At 34.7% G+C, this 18,531-nt stretch carries 18 protein-coding genes; 8 read left to right on the forward strand and 10 right to left on the reverse strand.

Features of this window, described 5'->3' with window-relative positions; translation table 11 throughout:
* Positions 1-1,149 precede the first annotated feature (1,149 nt).
* The 6 genes from FQU21_RS06470 to FQU21_RS06490 form a co-directional block, all read right to left on the reverse strand.
* Positions 1,150-1,467 (reverse strand): GIY-YIG nuclease family protein, encoded by a 318-nt coding sequence (locus tag FQU21_RS06470; RefSeq protein ID WP_147677181.1) that lies wholly within the window; start codon positions 1,465-1,467, stop codon positions 1,150-1,152.
* A 743-nt stretch (positions 1,468-2,210) separates the two neighbouring features.
* Positions 2,211-4,337 carry a Tex family protein gene (locus FQU21_RS06475; RefSeq protein WP_147677182.1) on the reverse strand — a complete coding sequence of 709 codons (2,127 nt, stop codon included), beginning with the start codon at positions 4,335-4,337 and terminating at the stop codon, positions 2,211-2,213.
* A 178-nt stretch (positions 4,338-4,515) separates the two neighbouring features.
* A complete protein-coding gene (locus FQU21_RS06480; RefSeq protein ID WP_147677183.1) occupies positions 4,516-4,884 on the reverse strand; it encodes a cupredoxin domain-containing protein in 369 nt (122 codons plus the stop codon).
* Between the two features lie 75 nt (positions 4,885-4,959).
* Positions 4,960-5,514, reverse strand: a complete 555-nt coding sequence (locus FQU21_RS06485) for a carboxymuconolactone decarboxylase family protein (RefSeq protein ID WP_147677184.1) — start codon at positions 5,512-5,514, stop codon at positions 4,960-4,962.
* A 130-nt stretch (positions 5,515-5,644) separates the two neighbouring features.
* Positions 5,645-5,800: a hypothetical protein gene (locus tag FQU21_RS17410; RefSeq protein WP_187269335.1), complete on the reverse strand. Its 156-nt coding sequence runs from the start codon at positions 5,798-5,800 to the stop codon at positions 5,645-5,647.
* A 91-nt stretch (positions 5,801-5,891) separates the two neighbouring features.
* On the reverse strand, positions 5,892-6,734 hold the full coding sequence (locus tag FQU21_RS06490) for a helix-turn-helix domain-containing protein (protein ID WP_147677185.1): 843 nt from the start codon (positions 6,732-6,734) through the stop codon (positions 5,892-5,894).
* 133 nt (positions 6,735-6,867) lie between these two features.
* Between FQU21_RS06490 and rsmA the strand changes: the two genes are divergently transcribed.
* The 7 genes from rsmA (at position 6,868) to FQU21_RS06525 (ending at position 12,165) form a co-directional block, all read left to right on the forward strand.
* A complete protein-coding gene (gene rsmA / locus FQU21_RS06495) occupies positions 6,868-7,662 on the forward strand; it encodes a 16S rRNA (adenine(1518)-N(6)/adenine(1519)-N(6))-dimethyltransferase RsmA (protein WP_246124778.1) in 795 nt (264 codons plus the stop codon).
* 21 nt (positions 7,663-7,683) lie between these two features.
* Entirely contained in the window at positions 7,684-9,057 is a 1,374-nt protein-coding gene (mgtE, locus tag FQU21_RS06500; protein WP_147677187.1) for a magnesium transporter, read from the forward strand.
* 67 nt (positions 9,058-9,124) lie between these two features.
* The gene (locus tag FQU21_RS06505; RefSeq protein ID WP_147677188.1) at positions 9,125-10,060 is read left to right on the forward strand and encodes a 2-hydroxyacid dehydrogenase; all 936 of its coding nucleotides are present in this window, start codon (positions 9,125-9,127) and stop codon (positions 10,058-10,060) included.
* Positions 10,061-10,083: 23 nt separating this feature from the next.
* Positions 10,084-10,539: a DUF1801 domain-containing protein gene (locus tag FQU21_RS06510; RefSeq protein WP_147677189.1), complete on the forward strand. Its 456-nt coding sequence runs from the start codon at positions 10,084-10,086 to the stop codon at positions 10,537-10,539.
* Positions 10,540-10,926 carry a VOC family protein gene (locus tag FQU21_RS06515; RefSeq protein ID WP_147677190.1) on the forward strand — a complete coding sequence of 129 codons (387 nt, stop codon included), beginning with the start codon at positions 10,540-10,542 and terminating at the stop codon, positions 10,924-10,926.
* 32 nt (positions 10,927-10,958) lie between these two features.
* The gene (locus tag FQU21_RS06520; RefSeq protein ID WP_147677191.1) at positions 10,959-11,723 is read left to right on the forward strand and encodes a sulfite exporter TauE/SafE family protein; all 765 of its coding nucleotides are present in this window, start codon (positions 10,959-10,961) and stop codon (positions 11,721-11,723) included.
* Positions 11,724-11,787: 64 nt separating this feature from the next.
* Complete coding sequence (locus FQU21_RS06525) at positions 11,788-12,165, forward strand: TM2 domain-containing protein (protein ID WP_147677192.1); 378 nt, start codon at positions 11,788-11,790, stop codon at positions 12,163-12,165.
* 72 nt (positions 12,166-12,237) lie between these two features.
* Here the strand turns inward: FQU21_RS06525 and FQU21_RS06530 are convergent, their stop codons facing one another.
* From FQU21_RS06530 to FQU21_RS06540, 3 genes are read right to left on the reverse strand one after another with little or no spacing between them, the layout of a single operon-like run.
* Positions 12,238-14,070: a GNAT family N-acyltransferase gene (locus tag FQU21_RS06530; protein WP_147677193.1), complete on the reverse strand. Its 1,833-nt coding sequence runs from the start codon at positions 14,068-14,070 to the stop codon at positions 12,238-12,240.
* A gap of 31 nt (positions 14,071-14,101) precedes the next feature.
* Positions 14,102-15,352, reverse strand: a complete 1,251-nt coding sequence (locus FQU21_RS06535) for an aspartate kinase (RefSeq protein ID WP_147677194.1) — start codon at positions 15,350-15,352, stop codon at positions 14,102-14,104.
* 25 nt (positions 15,353-15,377) lie between these two features.
* A complete protein-coding gene (locus FQU21_RS06540; RefSeq protein ID WP_147677195.1) occupies positions 15,378-15,860 on the reverse strand; it encodes a GNAT family N-acetyltransferase in 483 nt (160 codons plus the stop codon).
* 123 nt (positions 15,861-15,983) lie between these two features.
* Between FQU21_RS06540 and fbp the strand changes: the two genes are divergently transcribed.
* Positions 15,984-16,988, forward strand: a complete 1,005-nt coding sequence (gene fbp, locus FQU21_RS06545) for a class 1 fructose-bisphosphatase (protein ID WP_147677325.1) — start codon at positions 15,984-15,986, stop codon at positions 16,986-16,988.
* 76 nt (positions 16,989-17,064) lie between these two features.
* On the opposite strand, the gene FQU21_RS06550 is transcribed toward fbp, so the two are convergent.
* Complete coding sequence (locus FQU21_RS06550) at positions 17,065-18,528, reverse strand: glutamate synthase subunit beta (RefSeq protein ID WP_147677196.1); 1,464 nt, start codon at positions 18,526-18,528, stop codon at positions 17,065-17,067.
* Positions 18,529-18,531: the final 3 nt, after the last annotated feature.

Raw genomic sequence — 18,531 nt, forward strand, 5'->3', positions numbered from 1 at the left:
ACGAAAAAACACTAGCCTTTTGTCACTTCGAAGTATTGAGAAGTCTCATAACCGTGAGCACGCCAACTAGAGTTTCTTTATGCGATTTCTCCTAGCGTCGAAATGACAAGCTCTACGAAAAAAACACAAACCTTTTATCTCTTCGAAGTATTGAGAAGTCTCATAACAGTGAGCGCGCCAACTAGAGTTTCTTTGTGCGATTTCTCCTAGCGTCGAAATGACAAGCTCTACGAAAAAAACACAAACCTTTTATCTCTTCGAAGTATTGAGAAGTCTCATAACAGTGAGCACGCCAACTAGAGTTTCTTTATGCGATTTCTCCTAGCGTCGAAATGACAAGCTCTACGAAAAAAACACTAACCTTTGTCACTTCGAAGTATTGAGAAGTCTCATAGCCGTGAGCACTCAGCCAGAGTTTCTTTATGAGATTTCTCCTAGCGTCGAAATGACAAGCTCTACGAAAAAACACTAGCCTTTGTCACTTCGAAGTATTGAGAAGTCTCATAGCCGTGAGCACTCAGCTAGAGTTTCTTTATGCGATTTCTCCTAGCGTCGAAATGACAAGCTCTACGAAAAAAACACTAACCTTTGTCACTTCGAAGTATTGAGAAATCTCATAACAGTGAGCACGCCAACTAGAGTTTCTTTATGCGATTTCTCCTAGAGTCGAAATGACAAGCTCTACGAAAAAAACACTAACCTTTGTCACTTCGAAGTATTGAGAAGTCTCATAGCCGTGAGCACTCAGCTAGAGTTTCTTTATGAGATTTCTCCTAGCGTCGAAATGACAAGCTCTACGAAAAAAACACAAACCTTTTATCTCTTCGAAGTATTGAGAAGTCTCATAACCGTGAGCACGCCAACTAGAGTTTCTTTATGCGATTTCTCCTAGCGTCGAAATGACAAGCTCTACGAAAAAAACACTAACCTTTGTCACTTCGAAGTATTGAGAAGTCTCATAGCCGTGAGCACTCAGCTAGAGTTTCTTTATGAGATTTCTCCTAGCGTCGAAATGACAAGCTCTACGAAAAAACACTAGCCTTTTGTCACTTCGAAGTATTGAGAAGTCTCATAACCGTGAGCACACAACTAGAGTTTCTTTTATGTGATTTCTTCCAAAAATTCGAAAAGACAAAACTGTGTGGGAATCTATTCAAATTCACTATTTAAAAAATTAAAAGAAGGGTTCTTTTCTTTTATAAGTGCTAATTTCTTCTCACGTCTCCATTTTTTTAATTCCTTTTCTCTGGTAATGGCTAATTGAATCCAAGTATGTTTTTCGTAATACACTAAAAATTCAATATTATATTTTGCTGCAAATGTTTTCTTCTTTTCAATGATATTTGTTTTATGTTGTTGTAAGCGTTCTTTTAAATTATTTGTTACTCCAATATAAAATGTAGAACGGTATTTATTTGTAATTATGTAAACATAATAAGTGTGAAATCCTTTTTGTGGGTTTAGCATTTTGTTTAAAAAGGTAAGAAAAAATATTTATATAAATTGGTACTTCAAACTTAGTGAGAATACAAATTATGAGCTCGTTTATGCGATTTCTCCTAGCGTCGAAATGACAAGTTCTACCAAAAAACACTAACCTTTGTCACTTCGAAGTATTGAGAAGTCTCATAACAGTGAGCACGCCAACTAGAGTTTCTTTGTGCGATTTCTCCTAGCGTCGAAATGACAAGCTCTACGAAAAAAACACTAACCTTTGTCACTTCGAAGTATTGAGAAGTCTCATAACCGTGAGCACTCAGCTAGAGTTTCTTTATGAGATTTCTCCTAGCGTCGAAATGACAAGCTCTACGAAAAAAACACTAACCTTTTGTCACTTCGAAGTATTGAGAAGTCTCATAACAGTGAGCACGCCAACTAGAGTTTCTTTGTGTGATTTCTCCTAGCGTCGAAATGACAAGCTCTACGAAAAAAACACAAACCTTTTATCTCTTCGAAGTATTGAGAAGTCTCATAACCGTGAGCACGCCAACTAGAGTTTCTTTATGCGATTTCTCCTAGCGTCGAAATGACAAGCTCTACGAAAAAAACACTAACCTTTTGTCACTTCGAAGTATTGAGAAGTCCCATAAAGTAGCTCAGTAGCTCAAACGACCAAAAATATTAAGTGATTTCTCTCTTCAATCGTAATGACAAACAAGGAAATAGCCAAATGGTTAAAACAATAAAACTGCACGTAAAAAATAGAAGTGTTACTTATGCAGCTTCAACTGTATACGCTTTCGCGGAACATCCACTTCCAGAACTTTTACAATAATTTGTTGATGTAAACTCACGTGCTCATTAACATCTTTTACAAAGCTATCGGAAAGGTTTGAGACATGAATTAAACCACTTTCTTTAATACCAACATCTACAAAACAACCAAAATTGGTAATATTGTTTACAATGCCCGGTAGTAATTGACCTTCGCGTAAATCGTTAATGGTTTTTATGTTTTGGTTGAAGGTAAACACTTTGGCTTGCTCACGAATATCTAAACCTGGTTTTTCAAGTTCTTTTACAATGTCTTCTAGGGTTAATAAACCAACCGTATCGGTGCAATAATTTTTTAAATTTATCTTTTGAAGAAGGGCTTTATTGCCAATTAATTCGGCTACCGATGTTTTTAAATCTTTAGCCATTTTTGTAACAATAGCATAACTTTCCGGATGCACTGCAGAATCATCCAACGGATTTTCTGCATCCTTAATACGTAAAAAAGCAGCACCTTGCTCAAAAGCTTTTCCGCCTAAGCGAGGTACTTTTTTTATGGCTGCTCTAGATTTAAAAACGCCGTTTTCATTTCGGTAGTTAAAAATATTTTCAGCTAATTTTGGACCAATGCCTGATACATAACTCAGTAAACTTTTACTGGCCGAATTAATATTTACACCAACGGAATTCACACAGTTTTCCACTACAACATCCAATTGTTTTTGTAGCTTATTTTGATCTACATCGTGCTGATATTGTCCAACACCAATAGACTGTGCATCAATTTTAACCAACTCGGCCAACGGATCCTGCAAACGGCGCCCAATAGAAATCGAGCCACGAACAGTAACATCGTAATCCGGAAATTCTTCGCGGGCTATTTTAGAGGCCGAATAAATACTGGCTCCAGCCTCGCTAACCACAAAAACCTGCATATCGTTTTTAAAATAAATTTTACGTACTAGCGCTTCTGTTTCTCGTGATGCCGTGCCGTTACCAATAGCAATGGCTTCAATTTTATGCGCCTCGCAAAGTGAACTTATTTTTTTCATCGCGCCAATACTATCGCTTTTTGGAGGGTGTGGGTAAATGGTTTCGTTGTATTTTAATTGACCTTGCGCATCTAAACATACTAATTTACAACCCGATCTAAAACCAGGGTCAATCGCTAAAACACGTTTTTCACCAAGTGGCGAACCTAATAAAAGTTGTTTTAAGTTTTTCGCAAACACACTAATGGCAGCTTCATCGGCTTTATCTTTTGCTATTTGCATCGCCTCGTTACTTAAAGACGGCAATAACAAACGTTTGTAAGCATCTTTAATAGCAAGCTGTATGTTTTCCGCGCAAGCGTTATTACTTTTTATAACGCGGCGTTCTATATTATCGATGGCGCGATCGTTATCAATTTCAATTTTTACACGGATAAAACCTTCTTTTTCGGCACGTAAAATGGCTAATAATCTGTGGGATGGAATTCTGCTCAGGTTTTCTTCCCAATCGAAGTAATCACGGAATTTTTGAGCATGCTCGTCACTCGATTTTGTTTTTACCACTTTCGTGGAAATCATAGCGAAACGCTCTAGCTGGCGACGGATGTTATTCCTAATATCGGTTCGCTCGTTAATCCATTCGGCAATAATGTGTCTGGCACCTTCCAGTGCATCGTCAACCGATGCTACTGTGCCTCTTACATATTTAAAGGCAATGGATTCTACATCATTTGCATTCTGACTCATTATTATTTTTGCCAAAGGTTCTAAGCCGTTAAGTCGTGCTTTTTCAGCTTTGGTTTTCCGGCTCTTTTTAAAAGGCAAGTATAAATCTTCAAGCGTGGTTAAGTCTGTTGTATTTTCAATTTTTTGTTTTAATTCAGTCGTAAGAACATCTTGTTCTTCTAAAGCTTTTAAAATGGCTTTTTTTCGTTTTTCTAAAGCTTCAAATTGTTCTTTGAATTTTACAATATCGCCTATTTGTACTTCATCTAAATTTCCGGTAAGTTCTTTTCTATATCTCGAAATAAAAGGAATAGTGCAATCTTCATTCAATAAATTTACCGTGTTTTTTATGGATGATTCTGGTAAATTGGTGTTTGAAATAATATAGGAAATAAGTGATTTCATAAGCTCTAAAAAATATAAAGGCGAATGTAATAAAGTTCTATAAAATTGGAGTGTAATGGACGTGGTTTTTCTTATAATAGAAATGAGCTTTAGATTAAAACTATATGGTTTTTTAATAAAATAAAAGAAGGCTACCCAAATTAATGGATAGCCTTTTTTTAAAAAATAACACTATTAATTACTCCACAGTTAGGGTATATTGTGGGGTTTTATTTAGCGGGCAAAAATAAGTGTACTCGCCTTTGGCTAATGTGGTTACATTAGATTTTTCTGTTTTACCTTCGGCAACCACTTGGGTTACGTATGCTGTTTTAATGTGGTTTTCTGGGTTCGAGGCGTCTTTTCCTTTTTCTATTAATACAAATCCAACATCGACTCCCGAGTGGTTGTTTGCGATTTCGAAAATATACGATCCTTCGCTTAGGGTTAAATGCTTTTGTGTAAACTCGCCTTTGGTTTGTTCTAAAGCTACTGTTTTTACATCTTGTGCGTTAGAATTTACTACAAATGCTAATGCGAATACTAAAATGGCTACTACTTTTTTCATGTTTAAATTTGTTTGTGCTTCGAGTTTTCAAGAAGCGTTATTATTAATTATTAAGGCTGTTAAATTTTGGTTTTATTATGCTGAAACTTCTGCGTTTGCTAGTGGTTGTGCCACTGGAAAATCTACAGGAACTTGTGTGGTGCTGTGTACATAATTCGATATGGTTTTATCGCCAACCAATGAAATGGTATCTATTAAATTTGCTTTGGTATATCCTGCATTAAAATAGTTTTCCAGAACGTTTGCATCGGTTTTTCCACGGTTTTCAGTTATGTTTTTAGCTAATGCTGCTAGAGCATTTAGTTTATCGTTTACTGTAGAATATCCTGCGCGTAACTCAAGAATTTGGGCGTCGGTAAAACCATTCATTTTCCCAATAGCGGTATGCGCAGATAAACAGTAAATACAGTTGTTAACTTCGCTAACGGCTAAGTTTACTACTTCTTTTTCTTTAGCAGATAAGGATGTTTTTGCATTGGCAAAGCCTAAATAGTTTTCTAAGGCTGTGTCACTGTGTGCGTAAGTGGCATATAAGTTTGGTACAAAACCCACTGCTTTTTTTAGGTTATCGAAAATGGCTTGGTTGTTTTCGCTTACTTCTTCTCTTGTTGGTACATTAAATGTGCTCATGTTTAATATTTTTATTGTTAAATTTTAGGTTTTAATTTCTTGGTACAAAGGTGCGACGGTTATAAAGGTTATACCATGTAGGTTTTTCCTTTTAGATTGTCAATTTTGCCCTTTTGTTTTTTGTGTTGAATTATTGGGAAATATGTGGTTTTTCAGCATCGCAATAAAAATCGGATAAGTGATTTTGCTCGCAATGTGTTTTAGGGCTAATAGTGTTTAATACTACTTTCTTGTTGCTTCTGAATATTTCAATTAAATTGAAAATGGATATGTTTTTTGTTTTCATGACTTTGATGTTTTAATTATACACTGCAAAGATGAAACATAACCAGATGCTATAGAAGGGATAGATTACCCGAAGCGTTGTCGATTTTTCCCTAAACTGTAGTTTTTAGCTGTTTTTTGAAGTCGGAAGGTGAAAAAGAGGTGTGTTTTTTAAATAATCGGCTTAAATGCGAGGCGTCTTCAAAGCCAACTTCATAAGCTATTTCTTTAGCCGTTTTATCGGTATAGATTAATAAGCGTTTTGCTTCAAGGATAATACGCTCGTGAATAATTTGTAACGGACTCGTATTTAATTTAGAAAAGGTATTTGATAATGTTTTAGGCGATTTAAAAAGTTTGTCGGCATAATAAGAGACGCTGTGCTCTGTTTTAAAATGAGTTTCTACTAACATATTAAATTCACGCAATAATTCTATTTTGGTGTTTTTAGTAGTTTCCACAAAACCTTCTTTTGCTTTTAGCAATCGGGTACTTATTATAATGAAACGCGCCATGAGCATACGTAACATTTCGGCTTGTATGCTGTCTTTTGTTTCAAATTCGTCCATAAAAACTTCGTGGAGAATAGAGAATTTATGGGCTTCTTCTTGGCTTAGACCTATAACAGGGACATGCACATTTCCAAAAAATAATAATCCAGCGCAACTTACTTCTTGGTCGTGATCTTTAATGCAATAAAATTCCTGGTTAAATTGATAGACCACTAAATTTTCACCTGTAACAAACTGTATATATTGTACAGGTGTTAAAACTAGTAAACTATTGGGTTCAATGGTGTAAGGAATACTATCCACAACAATTTCGGCTTTGGTTGCGTTAGTTCTAATGAAGGTATATAACCCGGCTTGAGTAGATACTTTATAGCTATTTAATAAGGCTTCGTTACCAATTTTTAAAATTGCGTTAGTCGAAAATTCGGTGAAAGTTTGTTCCATAAAATCTTAGTCTTATCATTTTTAAAAACATTACATAGTCAATAATTTATTGGGGAAAACACAATACTTCTACCATGGCAGATGTATTGTTTTTAAGTTTCATATCTTCGTCCTTTCCTAAAACATCTATGTCGTGGCGTATAAACCAAATCATAATCAAGTAAAAGCAAAAAAGCATCTGGGTCAGCATTTTTTAAATGACGAATCGGTTGCAGAACGCATAGCTGATACATTAACATTAAATAATTATAAAACCGTTTTAGAAATAGGTCCAGGTATGGGCGTGCTTACTAAGTATTTGCTAAAAAAACCAGTAACGACTTATGTGGTAGAAATTGATACAGAATCGGTGGAATATCTGCAGGCTAACTATCTCAATTTAGCGCCTAGAATAATAGAAAAAGATTTTTTAAAGTACGATTTAAATGAATCTTTAAATGGCGAACCCTTTGCTATTATTGGTAATTTTCCCTATAATATTTCAACACAAATTGTTTTTAAAACCTTAGAAATGCGTGATCAAATTCCTGAATTTTCAGGGATGTTCCAAAAAGAAGTAGCCGCACGTATTTGTTCTAAAGAAGGTTCTAAGGTTTATGGAATCCTTTCGGTTTTGGTACAAGCTTTTTATGATGCCGAATACTTGTTTACGGTGCCACCAAACGTGTTTAATCCGCCACCAAAGGTAGATTCTGGTGTGTTACGACTTATCCGTAAAGAAAATTATTCATTGCCTTGTAACGAAAAAATGTTTTATAAAGTGGTGAAAACAGCTTTTCAGCAACGTAGAAAAACACTTCGTAACAGTTTAAAAACATTCGATTTGTCCGATAATTTAAAAGCAAATAGTATCTTTGGCCAACGCCCAGAGCAATTAAGCGTCGCTTCTTTTATAGAGCTTACGCAATTGTTAGAAAACGATCAGTAGAACCTTTTAAATTTTCTGAATTTGTTTGAAGAAAATGAAAACATACAGTTCGAGTTAACAAAAGAACTCCTCCAGCAAGCAGAACAGCTTATTGCGGCTAAAGATGATAAGCAATTAAAATTACTTTTAGACGAGTTTCACCATGCCGATATTGCCGAAATTCTAGATGAGTTAAATCTAGAACAGGCTATGTATGTTATTAAATTATTAGATTCTGACACTACGGCCGATATTTTAATGGAACTCGATGAAGATAATCGAGAAAAAGTATTACAAAATCTTTCCGCCAAAGAAATTGCCGATGAAATTGAGGCTTTAGATACCGATGATGCTGCCGATATTATTGCCGAACTTCCAGAAGAACGCCAGCAAGAAGTTATAGCCCATATTGAAGATTTAGAACATAAAGCAGAAATTACCGAACTTTTAGCCTACGATGAAGATACTGCTGGTGGGCTTATGGCAAAGGAGCTTGTAAAAGTATACGATACCTGGACGGTTGCAGGTTGTTTACGTCGTATTCGCGGCCAAGCCGAAGAAGTTACCCGTGTGCACTCTGTTTATGTAGTGAATAGGCAAAATAAGCTTGTAGGTCGTCTATCGTTGAAAGATTTAATTGTAGCCAAAAACGATAAAAAAATTGCCGATATTTATATATCAAATGTCGATTCAGTAAATGTACACGATGATGTGGAAGATGTTGCTAAAGTAATGGCAAAATACGATTTAGAAGCTATTCCTGTAGTCGATAACAACCAAATACTGTTAGGACGTATTACCATCGATGATGTTGTAGATGTAATTAAAGAAGAAGCTGAAAAAGATTACCAATTAGCCGCCGGTATATCGCAAGATGTGGAGGCCGATGATAATATTTGGGAACTTACCAAAGCCCGTTTACCGTGGCTATTAATTGGTATGTTTGGCGGTATTGGTGCTGCAAGTATTATTGGGGGGTTTAGCGGTGCGATGAAAAGTTTTCCAGAATTATTAATGTTTATTCCTCTTATTCAAGCTACCGCTGGAAATGTTGGTGTACAATCCTCAGCTATTGTAGTTCAAGGGCTTGCAAACAACACCATAAAAGGTAAATTATTAAAACGTTTATTAAAAGAATCTGCGCTTGGGTTGGTAAATGGTGCAGCCATTGCGTTAATAGTATTACTTATTAGTCATTTTGGGTTTAAAACCACCTACTTTGTTTCTATGACTATTGGTGTTGCGCTTATTACAGTAATTATTATGGCCGCCTTAATTGGTACCTTTGTGCCTATTATTTTAGATAAACGCGGTGTGGATCCTGCCATTGCAACAGGACCATTTATAACAACGAGTAATGATATATTTGGGATATTAATTTATTTTCTTATAGCAAAAATGATACTCGGTTTTTAAACTGTTTTTCGCTATTTCATTGTATAAAACATAGCAATTAAATAAAAAAACATTGTAAATTTATAGTATGAAAATTCTACATTTAGATACTAATCATGAGTTGTTAATTAATCAATTAGCACAAGCGGGATTTATAAATCATGAAGATTATACGTCCTCAAAAGCTATAATTGAAGCCAAAATTAGTGAATATGATGGTATTGTTTTACGAAGTCGTTTCACCATAGATAAACAATTTCTCGATGCGGCAACTCGTCTTAAATTTATAGGAAGAGTAGGTGCAGGATTAGAAAATATAGATTGTGAGTACGCCAAAGAAAAGGGCGTGTATTTAATTTCCGCACCCGAAGGTAATAGAAATGCCGTTGGCGAGCATAGTTTAGGCATGCTACTGTCTTTATTTAATAAATTGAATAAGGCTGACGCCGAAGTACGACAGGGACAGTGGTTGCGTGAAGCGAACCGAGGTATTGAGCTCGACGGAAAAACAGTTGGTTTAATAGGCTACGGCAATATGGGAAAAGCCTTTGCTAAAAAACTTCGAGGTTTTGATGTTGAGGTGCTATGTTACGATATAAAAGCCAATGTTGGTGATGCTAACGCCAAGCAAGTATCTTTACAAGAATTTCAAGACAAAGTAGAGGTTATCAGTTTGCACACCCCGCAAACACCACTAACGGTAAACATGATTAATTCAGAATTTATCAATGCTGTTAAAAAACCATTTTGGTTAATAAATACGGCCCGCGGAAAAAGTGTAGTGACCATAGATTTAATGAAAGCTTTAAAATCCGGAAAAATTTTAGGTGCCGGACTCGATGTTCTGGAATATGAAAAAGCATCATTCGAGAATCTGTTTTCTAATACCATGCCTGAAGCTTTTCAATATTTAATAGATGCGGAAAACGTATTATTAACACCACATGTTGCTGGTTGGACTATTGAAAGCAAAGAAAAATTGGCGCAAACTATAGTCGATAAAATTCTAGCTAAATTTTGTTAACTTTATGTTTTCAAAATAAAACCATGCCAGCTAAAGCCATAAGCGTTGAACACTATTTAAACGAATTACCCGAAGATCGAAAAGAAAGCGTAAACCAACTCCGTGAGCAAATTCTAAAAAATCTACCAAAAGGGGTTGAAGAAACCATGAGTTATGGTATGCTCGGCTATGTTTTGCCTCATACGGTTTACCCGAGTGGTTACCATTGCAATTCTAAATTGCCCTTGCCATTTATGAATGTGGCCTCTCAAAAAAACTTTATTGCGGTATATAGCATGGTGCTTTACGCAAAACCAGGTCTTAAGGATTGGTTTGTTTCCGAGTACGCTAAACGTTGTAAATATAAGCTAGATATGGGCAAAAGTTGTATTCGGTTTAAAAAAATGAACGATATTCCGTTTGAACTTATCGGCGAATTAACAGCGAAAGTAACCGCAGAGGAATGGATTGCACTTTATGAACATTCAATAAAAAAATAAATTATGAAACGTGTTACAGGAATTGGCGGTCTGTTTTTTAAAAGTAAAGACCCAAAAGCATCTAAAGATTGGTACAAAAAACATTTAGGATTTAATACCGACGATTATGGGAGTACCTTTTGGTGGAAAGATAAAGAAGGTAAAGATTGTTCTACCCAGTGGAGCCCATTTCCGGAGGATACTAAATATTACGAGCCCTCAAAAAAAGATTTTATGTTTAATTATCGTGTAGAAAATTTACACGAATTACTAAAAGTTTTAAAAGAAGAAGGTGTTACTATAGTTGGTGAAGTTGAAGAATATGAGTACGGTAAATTTGGATGGATTTTAGAGAATGATGGTAATAAAGTTGAACTTTGGGAGCCTAAGGATAGTGCTTTTTTGTAAATTCGCGGTACAACTCAACAACTTCATTTTAATTGACTTACTTAGAAATCCTTCAAGCTTATAATTTATCCCTTTTACAATGGATTGCCATTGGCTGTGCTGTATTTTTACTAGGCATGTCCAAATCAGGTATTAAAGGTATCGGAATTATTATTGTGGTTATCATGGCTTTTGTATTTGGCGAAAAAGCTTCTACAGGTGTATTGTTACCGTTACTTGTTTGTGCCGATATTTTTGCTGTTATTTATTATAATAGGCATGCGCAATGGGATATTATTAAAAAATTAATTCCTTGGATGATTGCCGGTGTACTTGTTGGCGTGTGGATTGGTAATGATATTTCGGAGTTATTTTTTAAACGACTTATGGCTATCATTATTATTTGTTCGGTGTTTATTATGTTCTATACCGAACGTAAAAAGTCGGATAGTATTCCAACCAATAAATGGTTTTCTTATGGAACCGGGTTTTTAACAGGATTTACAACGATGATTGGGAATTTAGCTGGACCGATTTCAAATATTTATTTTATGACCATGCGTTTTCCCAAAAACGAATTTATAGGCACCGCCGCGTGGTTGTTTTTTATAATAAATGTGTTTAAACTGCCTTTTCATATTTTTGTTTGGGGCACCATAACAAAAGAAACTTTGGTACTGAATTCTGTTTTAATTCCAGCCGTTATTATTGGTTTTTTCTTAGGAGCCTATATTGTAAAACTTATTTCTAACGTTAGTTACCGTCGGTTTATATTAATAGTGACCGCTATTGGTGGTTTTACTATGTTATTTAGTTAATTATCAATTCCTTAATTGATTCGATTTTTTGTTATCTTTACGGAATAAAAATTTAATATTTAAAATGGCAGACGAAAAAAATTTAGGCAATGACCTTAAGGATGGTGCTAAAAAGGCAGCAAATACAGTAAACGAAAAAACGAATGAATTTGCAGGAGAAGCAAAAGAGGCAGCTTCTAGTTTTACTAAAGGAGCTAATGAAGTATTAGCGAGTGAAAACAAAAAAATGGTTGCAGGGATTGTTGCTATTTTAATTGGTTCATTAGGAATACATAAATTTATTTTGGGTTATACTAAAGAAGGTATTATTCAAATTGTAGCAACATTTGTTACTTGTGGTATTGCTGGTATTATTCCTTTTATAGAAGGGATTATCTATTTAACAAAATCTGACGAAGAATTCTACAATACATACCAAGTAGGTAAAAAAGGTTGGTTCTAATTTAGAACATAGAATAAATATAAAAAAGCTGAAACATTTACGTTTCAGTTTTTTTATATTTATAAAAATGATTTAAGTTGCAGGGTTATTTCCTGTAAATTTTCGTTCCAATTCTGCTTGAAATTCTTCCATTACGGGTCTAACAGTACTTTCTGGTAAGTCGGCTATTTTAATGTACATTAGCCCATCTACAGCATTGTTAAATAATGGATCTACGTTAAATGCTACTAAGCGTGCATTTTGTTTAATATATTTTTTAAGAAGTACAGGCATGCGTAAAGCACCTGGCTCTATTTCGTCAATAAGTTTATCAAATTTATTTAAATCTGCTGCAGTTTCATCTAAAACAAAATCTTTATCAGCGTCTTTCAGTTTTACTTTAAATTCTTTTTTAGGGTGTACATATTGTGCTATATAAGGATCATAATAATGCGATTTCATAAACTCAATCATTAACGATTTTGAGAAATTTGAAAACTGGTTACTAATGCTTACCCCACCAATTAAAAATGAATGTTCTGGAAAGCGTAAAGTAGTGTGTACAATACCTTTCCAAAGTAAAAATAACGGCATTGGTTTTTGTTGATATTCTTTAATAATGAAGGCTCTACCCATTTCTATAGATTGGCTCATCATTTTGTGTAATTCGGGTTCAAAACGAAATAAATCTTGAAGATAAAATCCATTTATTCCGTATTTTTTAAATATTTGAGATCCTAAGCCCATTCTATAGGCCCCAGCAAGAATGTTTCTTTCACGGTCCCATAAAAACATGTGGTGGTAATATTGATCGAATTCATCTAAATCAGTAGCTTCATTCGTGCCTTCTCCAACTTCGCGAAAGGTAATTTCACGCAAACGCCCAATTTCAAGAAGTATATTAGGTACGGTTTCGGCTTGTGCTAAAAACACTTCGTAATTTTTACTTTCTAGAAGTCTAGAGTTACTTGCTCTAAGGCTTTCAACTTCTTTCATCATAATTTCGGAATCTACCGGAGTTACAATGTTTTTAGGTGCTTTTGGCGTTTTTAAAGTTGAAGAGATATTGTCTAGTATTTTTGATTTCTTTTCAAAAATATTAGACAGCATGTATGTTTTTTTTCTTAAGAAATTTGAAAAATCTTCTAATGAAACATGTTCTTTTTGGTCGGCAACCGAAATAGGTTTACCTATTCTAACTTTTATAACCCGTCGTTTTTGACTTAAAAGTTCAGAAGGTAATTTTGCCGTTCGGAACGTATCACTAATTTTAGAAAGCTTGTAAAACAACTTACTATTTTTAGCATGAAAATAAATAGGCACCACAGGAACTTCGGCGCGTTTTATAAGTTTAAGTGCAGGTTCCTCCCAAGGTTTGTCTATAACCAGTTTACCATCTCTATAGGTTGAAACTTCACCGGCAGGAAACAAACCTAACGGATATCCATTGCGTAAATGTAAAATAGCATTTTTAAAACCCGCTATGCTAGACTTGGCATCCTTTCTGTCTTCAAAAGGGTTTACGGGCATAATGTAAGGTTTCATCGGTTCTATGCGATGAAGTAAAAAATTCGCTATAATTTTAAAATCCTCACGTTGCTCTAGCATTAATTTTAAAAGTAAAATACCATCGATACCACCAAGGGGATGATTGGAAACGGTGATATACGCACCGCTTTTTGGGAGACGTTTTAAATCTTCTTCTGGTATTTCGAATTTAATTTGAAATTCCTCTAAAATTTTATCTAAAAATTCAACTCCTTCAAGATGATTATTGCGCTTATAAAACGTATTTAAAGTCGATATTTTAAGCAGCTTCATTAGTGTCCATCCAATAAAAGTTCCAATAAAACCATACCTATCTAGTTTTATTGCTTTTGCTACTTCTTTGGGAGTAACTAAGCTTGTATTTGTTACTTTGGTCATGGCTGTAAATGTACTAAAATATACTATTTAATTAAATAGTTACTATTTGAACGGTTTCTTGAGTTAATTGTTTTAGTAACACCGTTTTATCGGTTTCAATTTTATTTATGGCCATTTGGTTATAATGGCGAATGGTGTAAAGCGAGACATTTTGATTACAAACAACCTTAAATTTCGATTTTAATTGATGTAATAATTCTTCGAGAGTATTGTAGTTGTTTTCTATACAAACAGAAAAACTTATAGCCGAGTTTTGGATAACACCTACTTTCATTTTATACTGATGTAAAAGACTGAAAATAGTACTGATGTTTTCTTCAACAATATATGAAAAATTTACAGATGAAAGCGAAATTAAAACCTGGTTCCTCTTTACTATAAAACATGGAATTATAGGATTTAAAAGGCTGTTTTTACTAATTTTTGTCCCGTTGTCTTGTGGATTTAAAAACGATTTTACGTACAAAGGAATTTCCTTTCCCTGTAAGGGTTGTAAGGTTTTTGGGTGAATTACAGAGGCACCATAAAATGCCAATTCTATCGCTTCTCTATAGGACATATTATTTAGTAATTGTGCATTTTCAAAGTAACGCGGATCGGCATTTAATACGCCAGGAACATCTTTCCAAATAGTAACCTGTTCTGCATTTAAACAATACGCATAAATAGCAGCCGTATAGTCGCTGCCCTCGCGACCTAAAGTTGTAGTGAAATTATTAGAATCGCTACCTATGAAACCTTGGGTAATATTTAAAACTGATGTGTTAAATGTACTTGATATCAGTTGTTGGGTCTTGTTCCAATTTACTTGAGCTCGACGGTAATAATTATCGGTTTTTATGTGTTCGCGAACATCAACCCAATTATTGTTAAGCCCTCTTAAATTTAAGTATTCACTAATTATTATGGTTGAAAGGAGTTCGCCAAATCCGATAATTTGATCGTAAACAAAATTGTAATCGGGCGATTTGTTACTTATTAGAAACTGATTTAATTCTCTAAAAAAAACATTCACTTTTTTAAAAACGTCATGGTTTTCATTTGTGAATAAATCTAAAATAATTTCGTTATGAAACTTTTTAATTTCTTGTAAACTGCTTTGTAGTTGGGATTTATTTTCGAAATAGTTGTGAATAACAAGTTCCAATGCATTGGTGGTTTTACCTATTGCAGAAATTACAATTAGGGTGTTTTTATAACCCATTTTTTGTAAAATAGAGGCTACGTTTTTTATGCTTTGAGCATCTTTTACTGAAGCACCACCAAATTTATAGACTTGCATTTTGTTCAAAGTATTTTAAACGATCTTATTTTATATTTTTAATGTAGTTCTGTATGCCAACTTGGTCCAATTGTACAACATTCCAATCTCTCATAACATTAGCGCCTTGTTTTTCGTAAAAAGCAATCGCTGGTTCATTCCAATCTAGTACTTCCCAATTTATGCGTCTAACACCTAATTGGTGTCCGTACTTTACAACTTCGTCCAAAAGGGCGGTTCCAATACCCGAACCTCTCATGTTTTTACTAACAATTAAATCTTCTAGGTGAATGGTTTTACCTTTCCATGTAGAATATCTATGGTAAATTAAAGCAATTCCTTCGATGGTTTGGTTAATTTCGGCAATAAAACATTTAAATGCAGGTTGGGCCCCAAAACCATCATTTTTTAAATCTTCAATGGTTATTTCTACAGCTTCTGGTTCCTTTTCGAATATAGCTAACTCATTAATTAGTTGTAGTACTCTTGGCATGTCGTCAATGCGGGCATTTCTTATTGTAAAATTCATAAATATTATTGTTGTTTTTCAAAGATACTTTAAACTTCATAATTTATGGCAGATAAGTTTTACGAAATCGATGTAGTTTACATATTTTTATTGATATTTGTAGAAACAAAACAAATCATTTTTATGGCTCATAAGAAACAAACTTTAGGTGAATTTATTATTGAAAATCAATCGTCGTTTAAATATTCTTCAGGAGAATTGTCTAGTCTTTTGAATTCTATTCGTTTGGCTGCAAAAGTGGTTAATCACGAAGTAAATAAGGCAGGTTTGGTTGATATTATTGGCGCGGCCGGGGACACTAATATTCAAGGAGAAGATCAGCAAAAACTAGATGTATATGCGAATGATAAATTCATTCAAACCTTGACTAAAAGAAATATTGTTTGTGGAATTGCTAGTGAGGAAGAAGATGATTTTATAGCTATAAACAGTATTGATGAGAACCATCAAAATAAGTATATTGTGCTAATAGACCCGCTTGATGGGTCTTCTAATATTGATGTAAACGTATCAGTTGGAACTATTTTTTCAATTTATAGACGTATAACTCCTGTGGGAACTCCAGTAACTGCAGCTGATTTTTTACAAAAAGGGAGTGATCAAGTTGCGGCTGGTTATGTGGTTTATGGAACCTCGACCATGTTGGTTTACACTACAGGTGCGGGTGTTAATGGGTTTACATTAAACCCTGCTATCGGCTCGTTTTATTTGTCGCATCCTAATATGGAATTTCCAGAAGATGGTAGTATTTATTCTGTAAATGAAGGAAACTATATTCATTTTCCGCAAGGGATAAAAAATTATATTAAATATTGTCAGCAGGAAGAGGATGATAGGCCGTATACAGCTAGATATATTGGATCGCTAGTTTCAGATTTTCATAGAAATATGATAAAAGGTGGTATATATCTTTATCCACAGAGCTCTAAAAATCCAGAAGGAAAATTACGTTTGCTTTATGAGTGTAATCCTATGGCGTTTTTAGCAGAACAGGCTAATGGTTTTGCGAGCGATGGACTTATTAGAACTTTAGATGTTGTGCCTACAGAACTTCATCAACGTGTGCCGTTTATTTGTGGAAGTAAAAATATGGTTAAAAAGGCCGAGGAGTTTATGAAGAAAGGCTAATTGAGCTAAATATATTATAATAAAAAATGCGAGCTTTTGGGCTCGCATTTTTTTATACACTAAAACTATATTAATATTACATAGCAACTAAATCGCCAGATACATCTTTAGTTGGTAAGTTAGATTTACCCATTAAATAGATGTCTACTTGTCTGGCAGCTTCTCGACCTTCAGAAATAGCCCATACAATTAACGATTGTCCACGACGCATATCGCCAGCAGCAAATATGTTAGGAACGTTGGTTTGGTATTTGCCGTATTCTGCTTTGTAATTAGAACGAGCATCTTTTTTAATACCTAATTTATCTGCTAAAGTACTTTCTGGACCTGTAAAACCTAAGGCTAATAAAGCTAAATCACAAGGCCATGTTTTTTCTGTACCTGCAATTTCAATTAGTTGTGGACGTTGGCCAGGAACCATTTTCCATTCCACATTTACTGTTTTTAAAGCTGTTAGTTTACCACTGTCATCTTTTATGAATTCTTGGGTGTTAATTAGCCAGTTACGTTCGACACCTTCCTCATGAGAAGAGGATGTTTTTAATTGTAATGGCCAATATGGCCAAGGAGTAGTTGGTGAACGGTGTCCTGGTGGTTTCGGCATAATTTCAAAATTAACTACCGATTTTGCTCCATGGCGATTAGAAGTTCCTACACAATCCGATCCTGTATCACCTCCACCAATAACAATAACGTTTTTGTCGGTTGCTAATACTTGATCTTTAACATCTTTACCATAAAGTACTTTTGTTTGTTGGGTTAAAAAATCCATAGCTTGTACTACACCGTCGGCATCGATACCTGGCGTTGGTAAGCTTCGTCTTTCAGTTGCACCACCACATAATACTACAGCATCAAATGCTTTTAAATCTTTAACATCGTAGTTTACGCCAACATTTACATTCGTTTTAAAGGTAATGCCTTCGGCTTCTAGTATTTTTACACGACGATCAATAATGCCTTTTTCCATTTTGAAATTAGGAATTCCGTAGCGTAATAAGCCACCAACTTCATCATCACGTTCAAAAACAGTAACGGTGTGCCCAGCTCTGTTTAATTGTTGCGCTGTGGCTAAACCAGACGGTCCAGAGCCCACAATAGCAACTGTTTTTCCAGTTCTTCTTTTTGGAGGATGTGGTTTAATCCAGCCTTCTTTAAAAGCACGTTCTACAATGTTTTTTTCAATATTTTCAATTGAAATAGGGTCTTCAATGATACCTAATACACACGCTTTTTCACATGGAGCAGGGCATAAGCGACCCGTAAACTCTGGGAAGTTGTTTGTGGAGTGTAACAACCAAGAGGCTTTTTTCCATTCGCCTTGGTGTACCATGTGATTAAAATCTGGTATTAAATTACCAAGTGGGCAACCACTATGACAAAAAGGGATACCACAATCCATACATCTAGAACCCTGGAGTTCTTTCTCTTTTTCGGTTAATGGTATTGTAAATTCTTTATAGTTTTTTACACGGTCTTTTACGGGTGTGTAAGTCTCGTCTTGTCTTTCAATTTCTTTAAATCCTGTTACTTTTCCCATTGC

It is taken from the genome of Algibacter pacificus, assembly GCF_008033385.1.
In the GTDB taxonomy this organism is placed as follows: domain Bacteria; phylum Bacteroidota; class Bacteroidia; order Flavobacteriales; family Flavobacteriaceae; genus Algibacter; species Algibacter pacificus.

Excerpts from the sequence above, each read along its gene's own strand:
- FQU21_RS06470 (WP_147677181.1), bottom strand. The coding sequence starts at position 1,467 with ATGCTAAACCCACAAAAAGGATTTCACACTTATTATGTTTACATAATT.
- FQU21_RS06475 (WP_147677182.1), bottom strand. The coding sequence starts at position 4,337 with ATGAAATCACTTATTTCCTATATTATTTCAAACACCAATTTACCAGAA.
- FQU21_RS06480 (WP_147677183.1), bottom strand. The coding sequence starts at position 4,884 with ATGAAAAAAGTAGTAGCCATTTTAGTATTCGCATTAGCATTTGTAGTA.
- FQU21_RS06485 (WP_147677184.1), bottom strand. The coding sequence starts at position 5,514 with ATGAGCACATTTAATGTACCAACAAGAGAAGAAGTAAGCGAAAACAAC.
- FQU21_RS17410 (WP_187269335.1), bottom strand. The coding sequence starts at position 5,800 with ATGAAAACAAAAAACATATCCATTTTCAATTTAATTGAAATATTCAGA.
- FQU21_RS06490 (WP_147677185.1), bottom strand. The coding sequence starts at position 6,734 with ATGGAACAAACTTTCACCGAATTTTCGACTAACGCAATTTTAAAAATT.
- FQU21_RS06505 (WP_147677188.1), top strand. The coding sequence starts at position 9,125 with ATGAAAATTCTACATTTAGATACTAATCATGAGTTGTTAATTAATCAA.
- FQU21_RS06510 (WP_147677189.1), top strand. The coding sequence starts at position 10,084 with ATGCCAGCTAAAGCCATAAGCGTTGAACACTATTTAAACGAATTACCC.
- FQU21_RS06525 (WP_147677192.1), top strand. The coding sequence starts at position 11,788 with ATGGCAGACGAAAAAAATTTAGGCAATGACCTTAAGGATGGTGCTAAA.
- FQU21_RS06530 (WP_147677193.1), bottom strand. The coding sequence starts at position 14,070 with ATGACCAAAGTAACAAATACAAGCTTAGTTACTCCCAAAGAAGTAGCA.
- FQU21_RS06535 (WP_147677194.1), bottom strand. The coding sequence starts at position 15,352 with ATGCAAGTCTATAAATTTGGTGGTGCTTCAGTAAAAGATGCTCAAAGC.
- FQU21_RS06540 (WP_147677195.1), bottom strand. The coding sequence starts at position 15,860 with ATGAATTTTACAATAAGAAATGCCCGCATTGACGACATGCCAAGAGTA.
- fbp (WP_147677325.1), top strand. The coding sequence starts at position 15,984 with ATGGCTCATAAGAAACAAACTTTAGGTGAATTTATTATTGAAAATCAA.
- FQU21_RS06550 (WP_147677196.1), bottom strand. The coding sequence starts at position 18,528 with ATGGGAAAAGTAACAGGATTTAAAGAAATTGAAAGACAAGACGAGACT.